General features: G+C 62.5%; 17 protein-coding genes. 4 read left to right on the forward strand and 13 right to left on the reverse strand.

All coding sequences use genetic code 11. From position 1 onward, the window contains the following. Positions 1-33 precede the first annotated feature (33 nt). The 3 genes from zapE to INS93_RS01090 all read right to left on the reverse strand — a co-directional run bounded on the left by zapE (position 34) and on the right by INS93_RS01090 (position 3,349). Entirely contained in the window at positions 34-1,128 is a 1,095-nt protein-coding gene (gene zapE / locus INS93_RS01080; protein WP_192979982.1) for a cell division protein ZapE, read from the reverse strand. Positions 1,129-1,261: 133 nt separating this feature from the next. Next, complete coding sequence (locus INS93_RS01085) at positions 1,262-2,608, reverse strand: tryptophan--tRNA ligase (RefSeq protein WP_192979983.1); 1,347 nt, start codon at positions 2,606-2,608, stop codon at positions 1,262-1,264. Positions 2,609-2,719: 111 nt separating this feature from the next. Then, complete coding sequence (locus INS93_RS01090; RefSeq protein ID WP_160019486.1) at positions 2,720-3,349, reverse strand: alpha/beta hydrolase; 630 nt, start codon at positions 3,347-3,349, stop codon at positions 2,720-2,722. A 265-nt stretch (positions 3,350-3,614) separates the two neighbouring features. Here INS93_RS01090 and INS93_RS01095 point away from each other — a divergent pair, with 265 nt between their 5' ends. Continuing rightward, positions 3,615-4,046, forward strand: a complete 432-nt coding sequence (locus INS93_RS01095) for a YhcB family protein (RefSeq protein WP_160019485.1) — start codon at positions 3,615-3,617, stop codon at positions 4,044-4,046. 161 nt (positions 4,047-4,207) lie between these two features. Here INS93_RS01095 and cysN read toward each other — a convergent pair whose 3' ends face one another. The 3 genes from cysN to INS93_RS01110 all read right to left on the reverse strand — a co-directional run bounded on the left by cysN (position 4,208) and on the right by INS93_RS01110 (position 7,924). Then, positions 4,208-6,103 (reverse strand): sulfate adenylyltransferase subunit CysN, encoded by a 1,896-nt coding sequence (gene cysN / locus INS93_RS01100; protein WP_192979984.1) that lies wholly within the window; start codon positions 6,101-6,103, stop codon positions 4,208-4,210. A 12-nt stretch (positions 6,104-6,115) separates the two neighbouring features. Beyond that, positions 6,116-7,033: a sulfate adenylyltransferase subunit CysD gene (gene cysD, locus INS93_RS01105; protein ID WP_192979985.1), complete on the reverse strand. Its 918-nt coding sequence runs from the start codon at positions 7,031-7,033 to the stop codon at positions 6,116-6,118. A 132-nt stretch (positions 7,034-7,165) separates the two neighbouring features. Beyond that, on the reverse strand, positions 7,166-7,924 hold the full coding sequence (locus INS93_RS01110) for a Nif3-like dinuclear metal center hexameric protein (RefSeq protein WP_192979986.1): 759 nt from the start codon (positions 7,922-7,924) through the stop codon (positions 7,166-7,168). 110 nt (positions 7,925-8,034) lie between these two features. Here INS93_RS01110 and algW point away from each other — a divergent pair, with 110 nt between their 5' ends. The 3 genes from algW to INS93_RS01125 all read left to right on the forward strand — a co-directional run bounded on the left by algW (position 8,035) and on the right by INS93_RS01125 (position 12,080). Further along, the gene (gene algW / locus INS93_RS01115) at positions 8,035-9,177 is read left to right on the forward strand and encodes a Do family serine endopeptidase AlgW (RefSeq protein WP_160019481.1); all 1,143 of its coding nucleotides are present in this window, start codon (positions 8,035-8,037) and stop codon (positions 9,175-9,177) included. Positions 9,178-9,265: 88 nt separating this feature from the next. Beyond that, the gene (locus INS93_RS01120) at positions 9,266-11,347 is read left to right on the forward strand and encodes a TonB-dependent siderophore receptor (RefSeq protein WP_192979987.1); all 2,082 of its coding nucleotides are present in this window, start codon (positions 9,266-9,268) and stop codon (positions 11,345-11,347) included. A 13-nt stretch (positions 11,348-11,360) separates the two neighbouring features. After that, positions 11,361-12,080, forward strand: coding sequence for a DUF4198 domain-containing protein (locus tag INS93_RS01125; protein WP_192979988.1), 720 nt, complete (start codon positions 11,361-11,363; stop codon positions 12,078-12,080). Between the two features lie 69 nt (positions 12,081-12,149). Here the strand turns inward: INS93_RS01125 and hisC are convergent, their stop codons facing one another. The 7 genes from hisC to INS93_RS01160 form a co-directional block, all read right to left on the reverse strand. After that, entirely contained in the window at positions 12,150-13,202 is a 1,053-nt protein-coding gene (hisC, locus tag INS93_RS01130) for a histidinol-phosphate transaminase (RefSeq protein ID WP_192979989.1), read from the reverse strand. 128 nt (positions 13,203-13,330) lie between these two features. Continuing rightward, the gene (gene hisD, locus INS93_RS01135) at positions 13,331-14,638 is read right to left on the reverse strand and encodes a histidinol dehydrogenase (protein WP_160019477.1); all 1,308 of its coding nucleotides are present in this window, start codon (positions 14,636-14,638) and stop codon (positions 13,331-13,333) included. Positions 14,639-14,763: 125 nt separating this feature from the next. Further along, entirely contained in the window at positions 14,764-15,399 is a 636-nt protein-coding gene (gene hisG, locus INS93_RS01140) for an ATP phosphoribosyltransferase (RefSeq protein ID WP_192979990.1), read from the reverse strand. Between the two features lie 69 nt (positions 15,400-15,468). Beyond that, on the reverse strand, positions 15,469-16,734 hold the full coding sequence (gene murA, locus INS93_RS01145) for a UDP-N-acetylglucosamine 1-carboxyvinyltransferase (RefSeq protein WP_192979991.1): 1,266 nt from the start codon (positions 16,732-16,734) through the stop codon (positions 15,469-15,471). A 23-nt stretch (positions 16,735-16,757) separates the two neighbouring features. Next, positions 16,758-16,997 carry a BolA family protein gene (locus tag INS93_RS01150; protein ID WP_003459267.1) on the reverse strand — a complete coding sequence of 80 codons (240 nt, stop codon included), beginning with the start codon at positions 16,995-16,997 and terminating at the stop codon, positions 16,758-16,760. Between the two features lie 117 nt (positions 16,998-17,114). Continuing rightward, positions 17,115-17,423 carry an STAS domain-containing protein gene (locus INS93_RS01155; RefSeq protein WP_160019474.1) on the reverse strand — a complete coding sequence of 103 codons (309 nt, stop codon included), beginning with the start codon at positions 17,421-17,423 and terminating at the stop codon, positions 17,115-17,117. Continuing rightward, on the reverse strand, positions 17,420-18,052 hold the full coding sequence (locus INS93_RS01160) for an MlaC/ttg2D family ABC transporter substrate-binding protein (RefSeq protein WP_192980409.1): 633 nt from the start codon (positions 18,050-18,052) through the stop codon (positions 17,420-17,422). The genes INS93_RS01155 and INS93_RS01160 overlap by 4 nt, the downstream gene beginning before the upstream one ends. Between the last annotated feature and the right edge of the window lie 2 nt (positions 18,053-18,054).

An 18,054-nucleotide genomic window follows, 5' to 3' on the forward strand; every position in this document is an offset into this window, starting at 1 on the left:
AACGCCCGCCCGATGCAGGGTGGGCGCCAGTTTTCAGGGCCGGTGTGGGCGCGACAGGAACTCGTGCGACTGCATTTCCAGCAGACGGCTCAGCGTGCGCTGGAACTCGAAGCTCAGGCGGCCGCCGGTATAGAGATCCTTGAGCTCCACCTCGGCGGAGATGATCAGCTTGACGTTGCGGTCGTAGAACTCGTCCACCAGATTGATGAAACGGCGCGCCATGTCGTCCTTGGCCACGCTCATCTGCTCGACATTGGCCAGGATCACCGCATGGAAGATCTTGCCCAGCTCGATGTAGTCGTTCTGGCTGCGCGGGCCGTCGCACAGCTCGCGAAATTCGAACCAGGCCACGTCCTCGCACACCCGCACGGCGTTAATCGCGCGGTTCTCGATCATCAGCGCCTCGTTCTCCACCATGTGGGTGCAGTCCGGCAGCAGGCTCTGGAAGCTCTTGCGCAGGCTGTCTTCAGCTGCCTGGCCAAGCGGGAAATGGAACAGCTCAGCCTGCTCCAGCGCGCGCAGGCGATAGTCGACACCGCTGTCGACGTTGACGATATCGGTGTGCTCCTTGAGCAAGGCGATGGCCGGCAGGAAGCGCGCGCGCTGCAGGCCGTCCTTGTACAGGCCATCCGGCACGATGTTGGAAGTGGCCACCAGGGAAACGCCGTTCTTGAACAGCTCTTCCATCAGCGTGGCGAGAATCATGGCATCGGTGATATCGCTGACGAAGAACTCGTCGAAGCAGATCACCCGCGCCTCGTCGGCGAAACGCTTGCCGATGATGGTCAGCGGGTTCTTCTCGCCCTTGAGGGTCTTCATTTCCTCGTGCACGCGCTTCATGAAGCGGTGGAAGTGAGTGCGCATCTTCTGCTCGAACGGCAGCGCATCGAAGAAGGTATCGACCAGGTAGGTCTTGCCGCGCCCGACACCACCCCAGAAATACAGGCCCTTGACCGGCCCCTGCGGCTTCTTGCCGAACAGCTTGCCCATCAGCCCGGACTTGCCCTGGTCGCGCGCGATCAGATCGTCGTACAGACGCTGCAGATGGCGGACGGCATTTTCCTGGGCCGCATCATGGAAGAAGTCGGGCCGCTTGAGATCGGCCTGATAACGCTCTAAGGGGGTCATGATTCGTTAGCCGGGCAAGTAAAAACGGGGGCGTCACTTTAGCGACGCCCCCGTTGATTGGCAATCATGGCCGTAGCCCGGATGCAATCCGGGGATACTGGCGAAGCTCGCCCCGGATTGCATCCGGGCTACTTCACTCCTGCGGCGCCAGCGCCTCACGCAGACGGACGATGGCATCTTCCAGCGCCTGACCGTCAGCGAACTCGGGACTGCTCGCCACGCTCTCACCGTCGATCCAGACCGAGAACACCTGGCCTTCGGCACGCACATCCAGCGGATCGCCAGATTGCAGGCGCTTGTTGATCATGCCGGCCGATTTGCCATCGGCGAAGGATTTCGACAGCAGCAGTTGCTCGCCATCGGCATCGAGCAGACGGAAGCGGAAGCTGCCGTCTTCATCGCGGAAACTGACGAAGCGGGCGCTCTTGGCGGCTTTCTTCTTCTCGCCAGCAGTGACCTGCACCTGTTCGCGGAACGAGCGCAGGCCCACCGCCTCGCGCAGCGAGCCGAGGAACGGCGTGGCGATCTTGCGTGCCTTGGCTGCACCAGCGAGGAGGATGTCCTCGAGATCGGCTGGCCTGGCGATCAGTGCGTTGTAGCGCTCGCGCGCCTCGCCCAGGGTGTCTTCGAGCAACTGGTACAGACGGTTCTTCGCCTCACCCCAGGCCAGGCCGCCTTCCAGCTCGGCACGAAACTCGGCCTGCTGCGCGTGGCTGGCAAAGGCCTGGTACAGGGTGAACAGGTGCGAACCCTCGGCATCCTTGGGCTCGCCCGGCAGTTTGGAATCGGTGACGATGCGCGCCACGGCGTCCTTGAGCTGCTTGGCAGTGCCGAACAGCGGGATGGTGTTGTCGTAACTCTTGCTCATCTTGCGCCCATCGAGGCCGGGCAGCGTGGCCACTTCTTCCTCGATCACCACCTCGGGCAGGACGAACAGGTCCTTGCCCTTGCCGAACAGATGGTTGAAGCGCTGGCCAATGTCGCGGGCCATTTCCACGTGCTGGATCTGGTCACGACCGACCGGCACCTTCTGCGCGTTGAACATCAGGATGTCCGCCGCCATCAGCACCGGATAGCTGAACAGGCCCATGGTCACGCCGGCATCCGGGTCTTCGCCCTGTTCGACGTTCTTGTCCACCGAAGCCTTGTAGGCATGGGCACGGTTGAGCAGGCCCTTGCCGGCGACGCAGGTCAGCAGCCAGCACAGCTCGGGAATCTCGGGAATGTCGGACTGGCGGTAGAAGGTCGCCTTGTCGGTATCCAGGCCCAGCGCCAGCCAGGTGGCTGCGATTTCCAGGCGCGAACGCTGGATGCGCGCTGGATCATCGCACTTGATCAGCGCGTGGTAGTCGGCGAGGAAGTAGAAGGAATCCATCTGCGGATCGCGGCTGGCAACGATGGCCGGACGGATGGCGCCGGCGTAGTTGCCCAGGTGCGGCGTGCCGGTGGTGGTGATACCGGTAAGGATACGGGTGGTCATGATCAGATTCGCTTTGCTTGAACTATTTCGCTGATCGCGCGAGCCGAGGCCGCGGGACGCCTTGAATGCCAGATTGATCGCAGGGTGCGCCGTGCGCACCCTACGCCACGTTCACAGACGCGGCAGAAGGAGTTCCTTCAGATCCGTCAGCTTGCCGTGAAAAAAGTGACCGCATTCTGCCACTTTCAGCAGCTCATGGGCACGCCCGAGATGGGTCGACCAGTCGTACACGGACTGCGGCTCGACCACTTCGTCGCTATCGGGCTGGATCACCACCAGCGGGCACTGGCTGGCAGGTGGCGTCTCGGCGGTCAGCCGATGCACCGCCGGCGCCACCATGAACAGCTTGCTCGGCACCTGCCCCTGCGCCTCCAGGCGCGCACCCAGCGCCGCAGCGACGAAGCCACCGAAGGAAAAGCCCAGCAGCGTGACGGGCAGGTTCGGATATTCCTCCTGCAGCCAGGCGGCGACGGCTTCGGCATCGTCCACCTCGCCGGTGCCCATGTCGTGGCTGCCGGCACTGGCGCCAACGCCGCGATAATTGAAACGCAATGTGTGATATCCACAGTCACGTGCGGTGCGTTGCAAGGTGCTCACCACCTTGTTGAGCATGGTGCCGCCCTGCACCGGGTTGGGATGGCAGATCAGCGCCACGCCTCGGGCGTCCGGTACTTCCAGCAGAAGGGCTTCGAGTTGACCCACCGGGCCTTGAATGAAAAGAGGGGTTTCGCGACTGAGCAACACTGAACTCCGTGACCCCGCAACGGGTCGACTCGTCTAGCAAACTGCCTGTGCGGCAAATGAACCTGTTCAGCGTCTCGAGAGCTCGCGCAATGCAAGGCAAGAACAGGAGAGAAAGCGCAGTGTACTGTTGTACATGAGCGTTCCGAACCTGTTTTTAACCCAGCAGTGCCGACGCGCAGTAGACTCTGAGCAGGTTCTGGTCGTATACAGCACAGGCTCGAGCCGCTAACGTAAAGCAAAGCCGTTTTGAGAGGAAGGACTCGTGGAACAGACCGTTACAGCCTGGTTGATACCCGCCCTGACCCTGGTGGTCGGCATCGCCGTGGGCTTTGTGCTCGCCCGCCTGGCCCCCAATGCTGCACCGGGCCGTACGCAGCGGCAGATGGATGAAATGCAGGCACGCTTCGAGGCCTACCAGAACGAAGTGGTGACCCACTTCAACACCACCGCCAGCCTGGTGAAGAAACTCACCCAGAGCTACCAGGACGTGCAGGAACACCTGTCCGACGGTGCCAACCGCTTGGCCCTGGATGAGCTGACCCGTCAGCGCCTGCTGGCCACCCTGAACAGCACCGAAGCAGGCGAAAAGCGCGAGCGCCTGACCCCGCCGAAGAACCATGAAATGCCCAAGGACTACGCGCCGAAAAGCGACGGCCCGGGCATGCTGGACGAAAGCTACGGGCTGAAGAAGTAACCCGCCAGCCAGAAATACCGAGCCCCGCGATTGCGGGGCTTTTTGTTGGACAAACATTGTAGAAGCGAGCTCTGCTCGCGCCTGCAACCGACCGGCGCCTTGCGAGGCGGCAATGAAAAAGCCCCGCATTACTGCAGGGCTTCTCGTTCAGCGCAAGAGAGTCAGATCGCGCCGCGGCTACGCAGCAGATCCAGCACCGCCTTGACACCCTCCTCGACCGACTGCGCCTGAGTGTCGATCACCAGATCGGCATCCAGCGGCACGTCGTAGGGGAAGCCTTCGCCCGGGATATTGTCACCACCGGCGGCGTACAGCCCCTGCGGGTCACGCTCGCGGCAGATCTGCGGCGAGGCCTGGACGTAGACGGTAACCAGGCGTTCGGCACCGATCAGCGCCTTGGCCTGCTCGCGACCTTCGGCATCCGGAGCGACAAAGGCGGCCAGGGCGATCATGCCGGCCTCGTTGAACTGACGCGCTACATGGGCGGCGCGGCGCCAGTTCTCGGCGCGACCGGCGCGATCCTGCGGCAGGCCCTTGTTCAGGTCGTGGCGCAGGTTCTGGCCATCCAGTACGTACACAGCACGGCCCATATCGAACAGCTTGCGCTCGACCGCATAGGCCAGGGTGCTCTTGCCCGCTCCAGACAAACCGCTGAACAGCACGGTGGCTGGCTGCTGACCGAAGCGCGAAGCACGCTCCTCGGTCGACACATGCGCCAGACGACCATGCTGACCGCCGCCATGAGCGACCGGATCGGCGATGATCATGCCAGCACCGACGGTGCCGTTGGTCAGGCGATCGACGATAATGAAAGCGCCGGTGGTGCGGTTGTACTCGTAACCATCCAGGGCGATCGGCGCATCCAGTGCCACCTTGACCCGGCCGATCTCGTTGAGCCTCAGCTCGCTGGCCGCGCCCTGCTCCAGGGTGTTCACGTCAACGCGATGAACGATACTCGGGATAGAGCCCTGCACGTAGCTGGTGGCGCGCTTGATGTCGTACTTCTTGCCCGGCAGCATCGGCTCTTCGCCCATCCAGACCAACATGGCCTCGAAGCTGTCGGTGACCAGCGGGCGGTTGTCGGCATGCACCAGCATGTCGCCGCGGGAGACGTCGATCTCGTCTTCCAGGGTCAGGGTGATCGCCTGGCCCGGGCCGGCCTGCTCCAGTTCGCCCTCGTACGTGACGATGGACTTGACCTTGCTGGTCTTGCCCGACGGCAGCGCCATGATCTCATCGCCCTTGCGCACGATGCCGCTGGCCAGGGTGCCGGCGAAACCGCGGAAGTTCAGGTTCGGGCGATTGACGTACTGCACCGGGAAGCGCAGGTCGTCGAAGTTGCGGTCGCCAGCGACCTCGACGGTCTCGAGAATTTCCATCAGCGACTGGCCGGTGTACCAGGGCGAGCGCTCGGACCTGTTGACCACGTTGTCGCCCTTGAGCGCCGACATCGGCACGAACTCGAGGGTGGTCGGGCGCAGGTTGATCTTCTCGGCGAAGGCCAGGTAGTCGGCCTTGATCTGCTCGAACACGCCCTGGTCGAAGTCCTTGAGGTCCATCTTGTTGACGGCGACGACGATGTGCTTGATGCCCAGCAGGGACGCGATGAAGCTATGGCGTTTGGTCTGGGTCTGCACGCCGTAGCGGGCGTCGATCAGGATGATCGCCAGGTCGCAGGTCGAAGCGCCGGTGGCCATGTTGCGCGTGTACTGCTCATGGCCGGGGGTGTCGGCGATGATGAACTTGCGCTTGGCGGTGGAGAAGTAGCGGTAGGCCACGTCGATGGTGATGCCCTGCTCGCGCTCGGCCTGCAGGCCGTCGACCAGCAGTGCCAGGTCGATATCATCGCCGGTGGTGCCGACTTTCTTCGAATCCTTGGTGATGGCTTCCAGATGATCCTCGTAGATCATCTTGGAATCGTGCAACAGACGGCCGATCAGCGTGCTCTTGCCGTCGTCGACGTTGCCGCAGGTAAGAAAGCGCAGCAGTTCCTTGCGCTCGTGCTGGGCCAGGTAAGCGAGAATGTCCTGGCCGATCAAATCGGATTGGTGACTCATGGTGCGCGATCCTCAGAAATAGCCCTGACGTTTCTTTTCTTCCATCGACCCTGCGGCATCGTGATCGATCACGCGGCCCTGGCGCTCGGAAGTGCGGGTCAGGAGCATCTCCTGGATGATTTCGGGCAACGTCAGTGCCGTGGACTCCACCGCACCGGTCAGCGGGTAGCAGCCGAGGGTACGGAAACGCACCATCTTCTTGGTGATGCGCGCCTTCTCTTCATCGGACAGGTGCTCAAGGATGCGCTCGTCGTCGATCATGATCAGCGTGCCGTTCTTCTCGATCACTTCGCGTTCGGCGGCGAAGTACAGCGGCACGATTGGAATCTGCTCCAGGTAGATGTACTGCCAGATGTCCAGCTCGGTCCAGTTCGACAGCGGGAAGACGCGGATCGACTCGCCCTTCTTCACCTTGCCGTTGTACACGCTCCACAGCTCGGGGCGCTGGTTCTTCGGATCCCAGCGGTGCTTGCTGTCGCGGAAGGAATACACGCGCTCCTTGGCGCGCGACTTCTCTTCGTCGCGACGCGCGCCACCGAAGGCGGCATCGAAGCCGTACTTGTCCAGCGCCTGCTTGAGGCCTTCGGTCTTCATCACGTCGGTGTGCTTGGCACTGCCGTAGGTGAAGGGGTTCATGTCCTGCGCCACACCATCAGGGTTGATGTGGGTGATCAGATCCAGGCCCATCTCGCTGACCATCTTGTCGCGGAAGCGGTACATCTCCTGGAATTTCCAGCGGGTATCGACGTGCATCACCGGAAACGGCAGCTTGCCAGGGAAGAACGCCTTGCGGGCCAGGTGCAGCATCACGGCTGAATCCTTGCCGATGGAATAGAGCATCACCGGGTTGTCGAATTCGGCGGCCACTTCACGAATGATGTGGATGCTTTCCGCCTCCAGCTGCTTCAGATGGGTCAATTTGTCGAGCATGGCTACTCACGGTTTGCTGTTGTGGGGCCGGCGGGCCGTGGACGAGCGCGCACTCTATCACAGCGTCTGCTTATACTCAGGACGCCGGTTAGACCGAAACGATCTAGCGTTATACCTGCCCGTACGGGCGATTCAGATCGGGTTGGGGCAGTCGATGAACAGGTGTTCGAGGGCGAAACGCCGCGCCAGATAATCCCCCAGCGCCTGTACACCATAGCGCTCGGTAGCGTGATGGCCGGCGGCGATGAAGCTCACGCCATTCTCACGCGCGCTGTGGAAGGTCTGCTCGGAGGCTTCGCCAGTCAGGTAGAGGTCGACACCTGCAGCAATCGCCTGGTCGATATAGCCCTGCCCGCCCCCCGTGCACCAGCCGACTCGACGAATCAGCCCATCGCCCTCCACCAGCAGCGGCTCACGCCCCAGCGTTTGCTGCACGTGCCGGGCGAAGTCGGCGGCGCTCATCGGCTCCTGCAGCGAGCCGACGAGGCCAACGGTACGCGGATTTTCCGGCTCCAACGGCCCCTCGACGACGATGCCCAGTTGCCGTGCAAGCTGCACGTTATTGCCCACCTCGGGATGCACGTCCAGCGGCAGGTGATAGGCCAGCAGGCTGATGTCATTGGCCAGCAGCGCTTTCAGGCGACGCTGCCTCATGCCGATGACACAGGGGTTCTCGCCCTTCCAGAAATAGCCATGATGCACAAGTAGCACATCGGCCTCGGCCTCGATGGCCGCGTCGATCAGTGCCTGGCTGGCGGTCACGCCGCTGACGATGCGACTGACCTGCGGACGCCCCTCGACCTGCAGGCCATTGGGGCAGTAATCATTGATACGCGACGCGTTAAGAAAAGCGTCAGCTTCTTCCACTAGCGTGGTCAGGGCAATGGCCATGAAGATTCCTCACAAGCTGTTGCGGGCCGCTGCCTAATTGGCGAGCACCTCACTATAATGCGCCACCTTAAGGGCCGGATTTGGCCCCCGCAACCCTCAGGATTGTCTCGATGCCCCAGGCACTGCGTTTTCTCGGTTGGCCCCTGCTGGTCGGTGTGCTGTTCGCACTGCTGCTGATTCAGCGCTACCCGCAATGGGTCGGTTTGCCAAGCCAGGAAGTGCAACTGGTGCAAGCACCGCTCTACAGCCGCCTGCAGGAAGGCCCGGTGTCCTACTCCGAGGCTGTCGATACTGCATCGCCAGCAGTGGCCAACCTGTACACCACCAAACTGGTGAGCAAACCGGCCCATCCGCTGTTCGAAGATCCGACGTTCCGCCGCTTCTTCGGCGACAACCTGCCACGCCAGCAGCGCATGGAGTCGAGCCTCGGCTCGGCCGTACTGCTGAGCCGTGAAGGCTATCTGCTGACCAACAATCATGTGGTCAGCGGCGCCGACCAGATCGTCGTCGCCCTCAAGGACGGCCGCGAAACCCTGGCGCGGGTGATTGGCAACGACCCGGAAACCGACCTGGCCGTATTGAAGATCGACCTGCCCAATCTCCCGGCAATCACTCTGGGACGCTCCGACAGCATTCGCATCGGCGACGTCACCCTGGCCATCGGCAACCCCTTCGGCGTCGGTCAGACCGTGACCATGGGTATCATCAGCGCCACCGGGCGCAACCAACTGGGCCTCAACACCTACGAAGACTTCATCCAGACCGATGCGGCGATCAACCCCGGCAATTCCGGCGGTGCACTGATCGATGCACACGGCAACCTGGTGGGCATCAACACGGCGATTTTCTCCAAGTCCGGTGGCTCGCAGGGCATCGGCTTCGCCATTCCTGTGAAACTGGCCATGGAGGTGATGCAGGCAATCATCGAGCATGGCCAGGTGATTCGCGGCTACCTCGGCGTCGAGGTGCAGCCACTGACGCCGGAGCTGGCCGAGTCCTTCGGTCTCGATGGCCGTCCTGGCATCGTCGTCGCCGGTGTCTATCGCGACGGCCCGGCACAGAAGGCCGGCCTGCAGCCTGGCGACCTGATTCTCAGCATCGATGGTGAACCGGCCAGTGACGGTCGCCGTTCGATGAATCAGGTCGCACGCACCACGCCTGGTGACAATATCCGCATCGACGTGCTGCGCAACGGTAAGCCGCTGCAGCTGACCGCCGAGGTCGGTATTCGCCCTCCCGTTAACGGCAACTGATCGGCGCTCATTTTCAAGTGGGAACTTTTCTCGATTGAGGTTATTGTAATGTTATTACATAAACCACAATCATCCGGAGACCCTCCCCTTGCGCGTCACTTCCGCCTTGCTTGCCGGCAGCCTGTTAACACCCTGCGCTCTTGCCGCTGAATCTCCGGCCAAACTGGCCGACAGCATCATCAGCGCCCCCAGTGAACAAGCCGATGGGCCAGTGCAGGGCTACCGCGCCAAACGCTCATCCAGTGCCACCCGCACCGACACACCGATCAGCGAAATTCCTCAGGCCATCAGCGTGGTCCCCGCCCAGGTGCTGGACGATCTCGGCAGCAGCCGTATCGACCGCGCCCTGGATTTCGCTGGCGGCGTCTCGCGGCAGAACAATTTCGGCGGCCTGACCTTCCTCAACTACAGCGTGCGCGGTTTCACCACCGGCGAGCTGTATCGCAACGGTTTTGCCATCAACCGCGGCAGCTACAGCTCGCCGGACGTATCGGCCATCGAGCGCCTGGAAGTACTCAAGGGGCCGGCGGCGGCTCTCTACGGCCGTGGCGACCCCGGCGGTCTGGTCAATATCGTCACCAAGCGCCCGCAACTGGAGCCCTTCACCCAGTTCAAGGCCAGCGCCGGACGCTGGGATCGTTACCGCAGCAGCCTCGATGTCAACACACCGCTGAACGAGGACGGCACCCTGCTTTCGCGGGTAAATCTGGCAGTGGAAGACAACGGCAGCTTCCGTGATCACGTCGGCAACCAGCGGCAGATCATCAACCCGACCTTCACCTGGCAGTTATCGCCAGACACTCTGCTGATGATCGACAGCGAGTTTTCCCGCACCGAATCGGTGTTCGACCGTGGCATTCCCGCCGTCAACGGCAAGATGGGCGCGATCAAACGCTCGACCTTTCTCGGCGAACCCAATGACGGCAAGATCCGTAACGACAACCAGTTGCTGCAGGTCAGCCTCGAGCACTATCTGAACGCTGCCTGGAAGCTACGCCTGGCCAGCCATTACAGCCAAGGCACGCTGGACGGCAACAGCTCCGAACCTTCGCGCCTGATTGGCGATCAGGTCACGCGCTTCTACCGCGAACGCAGCTTCGAATGGAACGACAGCATTACCCAGGCCGAACTGCATGGGCAGTTCGAGCTGGCCGGCTGGCAACATCAGACGCTGCTGGGGCTGGAGTACGAGAACTATCGCAACAGCCAGAAGTACCCGCAAAGCGTTACCGGCCTGGGCTATGGCCAGGACATCTACAGCCCGATCTATGGGCAGCCGAAACCGCCCATAGTCAATCCCAACGACTTCCACGAGCACACCGAAAGCTACGCCCTCAACCTGCAGGATCAGATCAGTTTCAACGAGCGCTGGAGCGGCCTGCTCGGCGTGCGCCTGGAGCGCTTCGAACAGACTGCACTGAACCGCAGCACCCGCGTCAGCAACGAGCAGAGCAAGGATGTCGCCACACCGCGCGCGGGCGTGCTCTATCAGCTAACGCCAAAGGTCGGTGTGTTTGCCAACGCCTCGATGTCGTTCAAACCCAACGCCATCGGTGCTCAGGGTCAGGTGTTCAAGCCGGAGAAGGGTCTCGGCTACGAAACCGGCCTCAAGCTCGACCTGCTCGACAGTCGCATCGGCGCCACCGTGGCGCTGTTTCATATCGACAAGGAAAACGTGCTGACTGCCGACCCGAATAACCCCGGCGACAGCATCGCCGCCGGCAAGGCGCGCAGCCAGGGTCTGGATCTGCAGATCACCGGCCAACTCAGCGAGGCCGTGAGAGTCATCGGTGCCTATGCCTATATCGACGCCGAAGTGACCAAGGACAACAGCATCCCTGAAGGTAGCGATCTGCTCGGCATCGCCCGCAACAGCGCCAGCCTGATGAGCGTTTACCAGTTCCAGAGTGGCGCACTGCAAGGTTCCGAACTGGGCGCCGCGATCACCTACGTTGGCGACCGTTCCGGGCAGACCGGCAGCGATTTCGAGTTGCCGGCCTACACCACGGTCGACCTGCTCGCACGCTGGCAAGCCAGCAAGGACCTGAGCCTGGGGCTGAATCTCAACAACCTGTTCGACCGCAAGTACTACGAGCGCTCGTTCAACAACGTCTGGGTAATGCCCGGCGACCCTCGCAATCTCAGCGTCAGCCTGACCCTCAACCTTTGAATCGGAGATTCACATGCGTACTCCTGCCTACCTGCTGCTCGCCGGCCTGTTCGCCAGCAACAGTGCACTGGCCCACGGCCTCTGGACCGAAGAGCGCCGTGGCAATATCGAAGTCGTCTATGGCCATGGCGCCGAGGACAATGCCTTCAAGGCACAAAAGATCAGCGGCGCCTGGGCCTATGACGCAGCAGGCCGAATGATTCCGGTGACCGTCGAGCGCCTGGCCGATCACGCCCGCCTGCAACCCTTGAAGAAACCCGCCGTGCTCGGCGTGGCCCTGGACAATGGTGCCTGGTCAAAGACCTCGGAAGGCCAATGGATCAACCAGGGCCGCAGCCAGGTGCCGAACTCGACCCAGTCGCTGCACACCTTCAAGTACAGCCTGGCGATCTACAGCGAGGGCGCCAAGCTGCCCGACCTCAAACCGCTGAAACTGGTCATCGTTCCGCAAGTCGATCCGCTCAAGGTCGGCCCCGGCAAACCTCTGCCCGTGCGCGTGCTGGCCGACGGCAAGCCGCTGGCGGGCGTCGAGCTGGTCGGCGATTACCGTGGCGCGCCACATCAGGTCAGCGCCAAGACCGATGCCGAAGGCCGCGCTCAGGTGATGGTGCGCAACGAAGGGCTGAACATCATCAGCGCGGCGGTCTACCTGCCGGTAGAGAACGACCCCAACATCGAAAGCCGCGGCCTGTTCACCTCGCTGACTTTCCTCGGCGAGCCGCATCACGAGTAAGCCCCCTCTGTGCCATGAAAAAAGCCGGTGACGCTGACGCGCCACCGGCTCTCTTCAGACTCGCCTGGATCAAAGGCCTTGCAGGGCGTCCAGCAGTGCCTGGTTCTGCTCCGGCGTACCGATGGTAATGCGCAGGAACTGGGCGATGCGCTGTTGCTTGAAGTGGCGCACGATCACGCCCTGCTCGCGCAGCCCGGCCGCCAGCGTGGCGGCATCCTTGCCCGGATGACGAGCGAAGACGAAGTTCGCCGCCGAGGGCAGCACCTCGAAGCCCAGTCCCTGCAAACCAGCGACCACCGCCTCACGGCTCTCGATCACCTGTTGGCAGGTTCTCTCGAAATAAGCGCGGTCCTCGAACGCCGCCGCAGCACCGGCGATGGCCATGCGATCGAGCGGATAGGAGTTGAAGCTGTTCTTGATTCGCTCCAGCGCTTCGATCAGATCCGGGTGGCCGACCGCGATGCCAACGCGCAAACCAGCCAGCGAACGCGATTTGGACAGTGTCTGGGTGACCAACAGGTTCGGGTACTTGTCGACCAGGGCGATGGCCGTCTGACCACCGAAGTCGATATACGCCTCGTCTACCAGCACCACGCTGTCCGGGCTGTTCTGCAGCATGCGCTCGATGGCCACGAGCGGCAGCAGGCAGCCGGTCGGCGCATTAGGGTTGGGGAAGATGATGCCACCATTGGGCCGGGCATAGTCTTCGACACGAATCTGGAACTGCTCGTCCAGTGCCACCTGCTGGTAATCGATACCGTACAGGCCGCAATACACCGGATAGAAGCTGTAGCTGATATCCGGGAACAGCAGCGGCGCCTCGTGCTGGAACAGACCATGGAAGGCGTGTGCCAGCACCTCGTCGGAGCCGTTGCCGACGAACACCTGAGCGGGCTGCACGCCGTAATAGGCAGCCACCGCGTGTTTCAGGCGATCCCCATTGGGATCCGGGTACAGGCGCAGGTCATCATTCAACTCGGCCTGCATCGCCGCAATGGCCCTGGGCGACGGGCCGTATGGGTTCTCGTTGGTGTTGAGCTTGACCAGCTTGCTCAGTTTGGGCTGCTCACCAGGTACATAGGGCACCAGGTCCTTGACGAAGGGGCTCCAGAATTTGCTCATCTGCCCTTCTCTCCTCGAATGCGTTGCATGGACGATGGATATCGCTTCGATCAACCGGCGAAGCGCGATCCCGCAGGGTGCGCCGTGCGCACCAATACATTCACAAGGTGCGCATGGCGCACCCTACTTCACTTGATACGGTACTCGGCGCTACGCGCATGCGCGGTCAGCGACTCGCCACGGGCCAGCACCGAGGCGCTCTTGCCCAGCTCCGACGCGCCATCCGGCGAGCAGAAGATGATCGACGAGCGCTTCTGGAAGTCGTACACCCCCAGCGGCGAAGAAAAACGCGCGGTACCGGACGTCGGCAGCACGTGGTTGGGGCCAGCGACGTAATCGCCCAAGGCTTCTGCGGTGTAGCGGCCCATGAAGATCGCACCGGCATGGCGGATCTGCGGCAACCAGGCTTCCGGGTCGGCCACCGACAGCTCCAGGTGCTCCGGCGCGATGTGGTTGGCAACGGTGATGGCCTGCGCCATGTCCGCCACCTGGACCAGCGCGCCACGGCCTTCCAGCGAAGTACGAATGATCTCGGCACGCTCCATGGTCGGCAGCAGCTTGGCGATGCTCTCGGCGACGCGGTCGAGGAAGGCAGCATCCGGGCTGACCAGAATCGACTGTGCGTCCTCGTCGTGCTCGGCCTGGGAGAACAGGTCCATGGCGATCCAGTCCGGATCGGTCTGGCCGTCGCAGACCACGAGAATCTCCGACGGGCCTGCGATCATGTCGATGCCAACCTTGCCGAACACGTGGCGCTTGGCGGTGGCCACATAGATGTTGCCGGGGCCGACGATCTTGTCCACCGGCGGCACACTCTCGGTGCCATAGGCCAGCGCGGCGACAGCCTGGGCACCACCGATGGTGAACACGCGGTCGACACCGGCGATGGCGGCAGCAGCCAGCACGAGTTCGTTGATCTCGCCGCGCGGGGTCGGCACCACCATCACCACCTCGGGCACGCCGGCGACCTTGGCCGGAATAGCGTTCATCAGCACCGAAGAGGGATAGGACGCCTTGCCGCCAGGCACGTAAAGGCCAGCGCGATCCAGCGGGGTGACCTTCTGCCCCAGCACAGTGCCATCGGCCTCGCTGTAGCGCCAGGAATCCTGCTTCTGTTTTTCGTGGTAGCTGCGCACGCGCTCAGCGGCAACTTCCAGCGCCTCGCGCTGAGCCGGGCTGATGCGGGTCAGGGCCAGTTCCAGACGCTCACGCGGCAGGATCAGGTCAGCCATGGAGGCGACCTCCAGGCCGTCGAAACGCTGGGTGTATTCGACCAGGGCGGCATCACCACGCTCACGCACGGCCTGGATGATTTCCAGCACGCGCTGGTTGACGCCATCGTCGGAGACGCTTTCCCAGGACAGCAGATGATCCAGATGACGCGCGAAGTCCGTGTCGGCGGCGTTGAGTCGGCGGATGGCAACGGGTGCGGTCATAGCAAAAGCCTCATTAAATGGCGTTTTCTCGGGCGCCCGTAATGTAGCAAGCCCACCGTGCGGGCACCCAAGAAAAATGGCTATGACACGGATAGGCTGCCGCGACCAGACGCCGCGGGAAGGAATCAGCCCTGGTGTCGCGCCTCAACGGCGCTGCGCAGGGTTTCGATCAGCGCCTGGATGCGCGCATGCTGCATCTTCATCGAAGCCTTGTTGACGATCAGCCGCGAGCTGATGGTGGCGATCAGTTCCTGCGGTTCCAGTCCATTGGCACGCAGGGTGTTGCCGGTGTCGACCACGTCGATGATCTTGTCGGCCAGACCCACCAGCGGCGCCAACTCCATCGAGCCGTAGAGCTTGATGATATCGACCTGACGGCCCTGCTCGGCGTAGTAACGCTTGGCGACGTTGACGAATTTGGTGGCCACGCGCAGACGACCTTTCGGCTCCGGCGCGCCGACCTTGCCGGCGGTCATCAGCTTGCACTTGGCGATCTGCAGGTCCAGCGGCTCGTAGATGCCCTGGCCGCCGTACTCCATCAGCACGTCCTTGCCGGCTACGCCCAGGTCGGCGGCGCCATGCTCGACATAGGTCGGCACGTCGGTGGCCCGCACGATCAGCAGGCGCACGTCATCCTGAGTGGTCGGGATGATCAGCTTGCGGCTCTTGTCCGGGTTCTCGGTCGGTTCGATGCCCGCTGCGGCCAGTAACGGCAGGGTGTCATCGAGAATGCGGCCTTTGGACAGGGCGATGGTCAGCATGAAACGGTTTCCTTGAACGGAAGCGGCCGCTCCGACAGGGAGCGACCCTACGACAACGGAGACAGGCGATCAGCCCGGTACGCGACGGATTTTCGCGCCCAGCAGCTGCAGTTTTTCCTCGATGCACTCGTAACCACGGTCGATGTGGTAGATGCGGTCGATCAGCGTGTCACCGTCGGCTACCAGCGCGGCCAACACCAGGCTCGCCGAAGCACGCAGGTCGGTCGCCATCACCGGCGCGCCCTTGAGCCTGTCGACACCCGTAACCACGGCAGTGTTGCCTTCGACCAGGATGTTGGCGCCCATGCGCAGCATCTCGTAGACGTGCATGAAACGGTTTTCGAACACGGTCTCGATGATGGTGCCGGTGCCCTCAGCCACGGCATTCAGGGCAATGAACTGCGCCTGCATGTCGGTGGGGAACGCCGGGTACGGAGCGGTACGCAGATTGACGGCCTTCGGACGCTTGCCCTTCATGTCCAGCTCGATCCAGTCCGGACCGGTGGTGATTTCGGCACCCGCTTCCTGCAGCTTGGCCAGCACGGCCTCCAGGGTCGAAGGATCGGCGTCCTTGACCTTGACCCGACCACCGGTAACGGCGGCAGCGACCAGGTAGGTGCCGGTTTCGATACGGTCGGGCATCACGTTGAAGCGCGCACCATGCAGACGCTCGACGCCGTCGATGATGATGGTGTCGGTACCGGCACCCTGGATCTTCGCGCCCATGGCGATCAGGCAGTTGGCCAGGTCGACCACCTCAGGCTCGCGCGCGGCGTTTTCCAGCACGCTGCGGCCCTTGGCCAGGGTCGCGGCCATCATGATGTTCTCGGTACCGGTCACGCTGACCACATCGAAGAAGAAGTGCGCACCACGCAGGCCGCCTTCCGGCGCCTTGGCCTTGATGTAGCCACCTTCCACGTCAATGTGCGCGCCCATGGCCTCGAGGCCACGGATGTGCAGATCGACCGGACGCGAACCGATGGCGCAACCGCCCGGCAGCGCCACTTCGGCCTCACCGAAGCGAGCGACCATGGGGCCGAGCACCAGGATCGAGGCGCGCATGGTTTTTACCAGCTCGTAAGGCGCGATCAGGGTCTTGATCGCCCGCGCGTCGACTTCCACCGACAGCTTCTCGTCGATCACCGGCTCGATGCCCATGCGACCGAACAGCTCGATCATGGTAGTGATGTCGTGCAGGTGCGGCAGGTTGCAGATGGTGACAGGCTCATCGCCCAACAGGGTCGCTGCTAGAATCGGCAGAGCAGAGTTCTTCGCACCGGAAATGCGGATTTCGCCATCGAGGCGAGCACCGCCGGTAATGATCAGTTTATCCATTAGGAATCTCGTCGCCCGCAGGCTCAGGAACGCGCGGCCCAATCGGCCTGGCTGAAGAATTTCATGGTCACGGCGTGGATGCTGCCATCAGCGATCCAGGCATTGAGGTGGGCATAGATCTGCTGCTGACGTTTGACCGGGCTGAGGGCGGCCAGTTCGTCGCTGATCAGGTTGAGTTGGAAGTTGCAGCCTTCGCCTTCGACTTCCACCTGGGTGTTCGGGAGTTTTTCCTCTAGGAGGCTTTTTACTTCTGCAGCCTGCATGCTCGACCTCGACTGACGCATTCGGGCACCTGAGCCCGCGGGTCGGCCATCATACAAAAAAGCCTCCCGCCTGCGAACCCCGCCAGCAACGGCGCTGACGGAACGACGGGAAGCGCTTCACGATTGCAGCGGCAGCAACTCCAGCAAGCCGCTGACTTTAGCGATCTCGCGCATGTCGTCGGGCAGCGCACTGATCGTCAGCTCACGCCCGGCCTTGCGTGCATCACGCATGAACGCCAGCAGCAGCGCCAGACCGACGCTGCTGGACTTTTCCACCATGCTGCAGTCGAGCGCCAGACGCGTGGCGCTGCTGGCGGCAATCAGCCGCGCGCCCTGCTCACGCAGCAGCGGCCCGGTGCTGTAATCGAGCACACCAGTAAGCTGCAATTGCCCAGCAGCGCGCTCGCCGATGCTCGCCTGACTCACGATTCGCCTCGAGCCTGACGCGCCCTGGCCACGGTCTCGGCCCAGGTATCGATGACCTTGTCGAGATCGTTACGGTTGTTCTGCATGGACTGGGCGAACTGATCGCGGAACAGTTTGCCGACGTTGATGCCGTTGATCACCACGTTACGCAACTTCCAGCCACCGTCCATCGACACCATGGTGTAGGACAGCGGATAGACCACGCCCTTGCCATCGCGAATTTCCATGCCGACCGACGTGCGCTCGCCCTCGGCCCTGCCGCTGGCTGGCAGCACGCGAATATCCTGATTGTTGTACTCGAGCAGGGCATTGCCATAGAACTGCATCAGGCTGCGCTTGAAGTTCTCCTCAAAGCGTCTCATCTGCTCAGGCGAAGCCTGGCGCGAATAGCGCACGGTCATCACGCCACGGGCGATACCCTCGACATCCACCACTGGACCGAGAATCTCGTTGAGCGAGTCGTAGAAGGCATTGGGATTGCTGCGGTACTGTTCCTTGTTGGCTTTCAGGTCTGCCAGCAGGGTTTCGGTGGTCTGCTGCACCACCTCATGGGCGCTTGGCGCAGCGATGGCCAGCAACGGCATGGTAGCCAGCAACGCCAGCAGGGAATTACGCACGGTCTTGAGCATGT

Origin of the sequence: Pseudomonas sp. EggHat1 (assembly GCF_014892995.1) — a bacterium.
In the GTDB taxonomy this organism is placed as follows: Bacteria; Pseudomonadota; Gammaproteobacteria; order Pseudomonadales; family Pseudomonadaceae; genus Aquipseudomonas; species Aquipseudomonas chaetocerotis.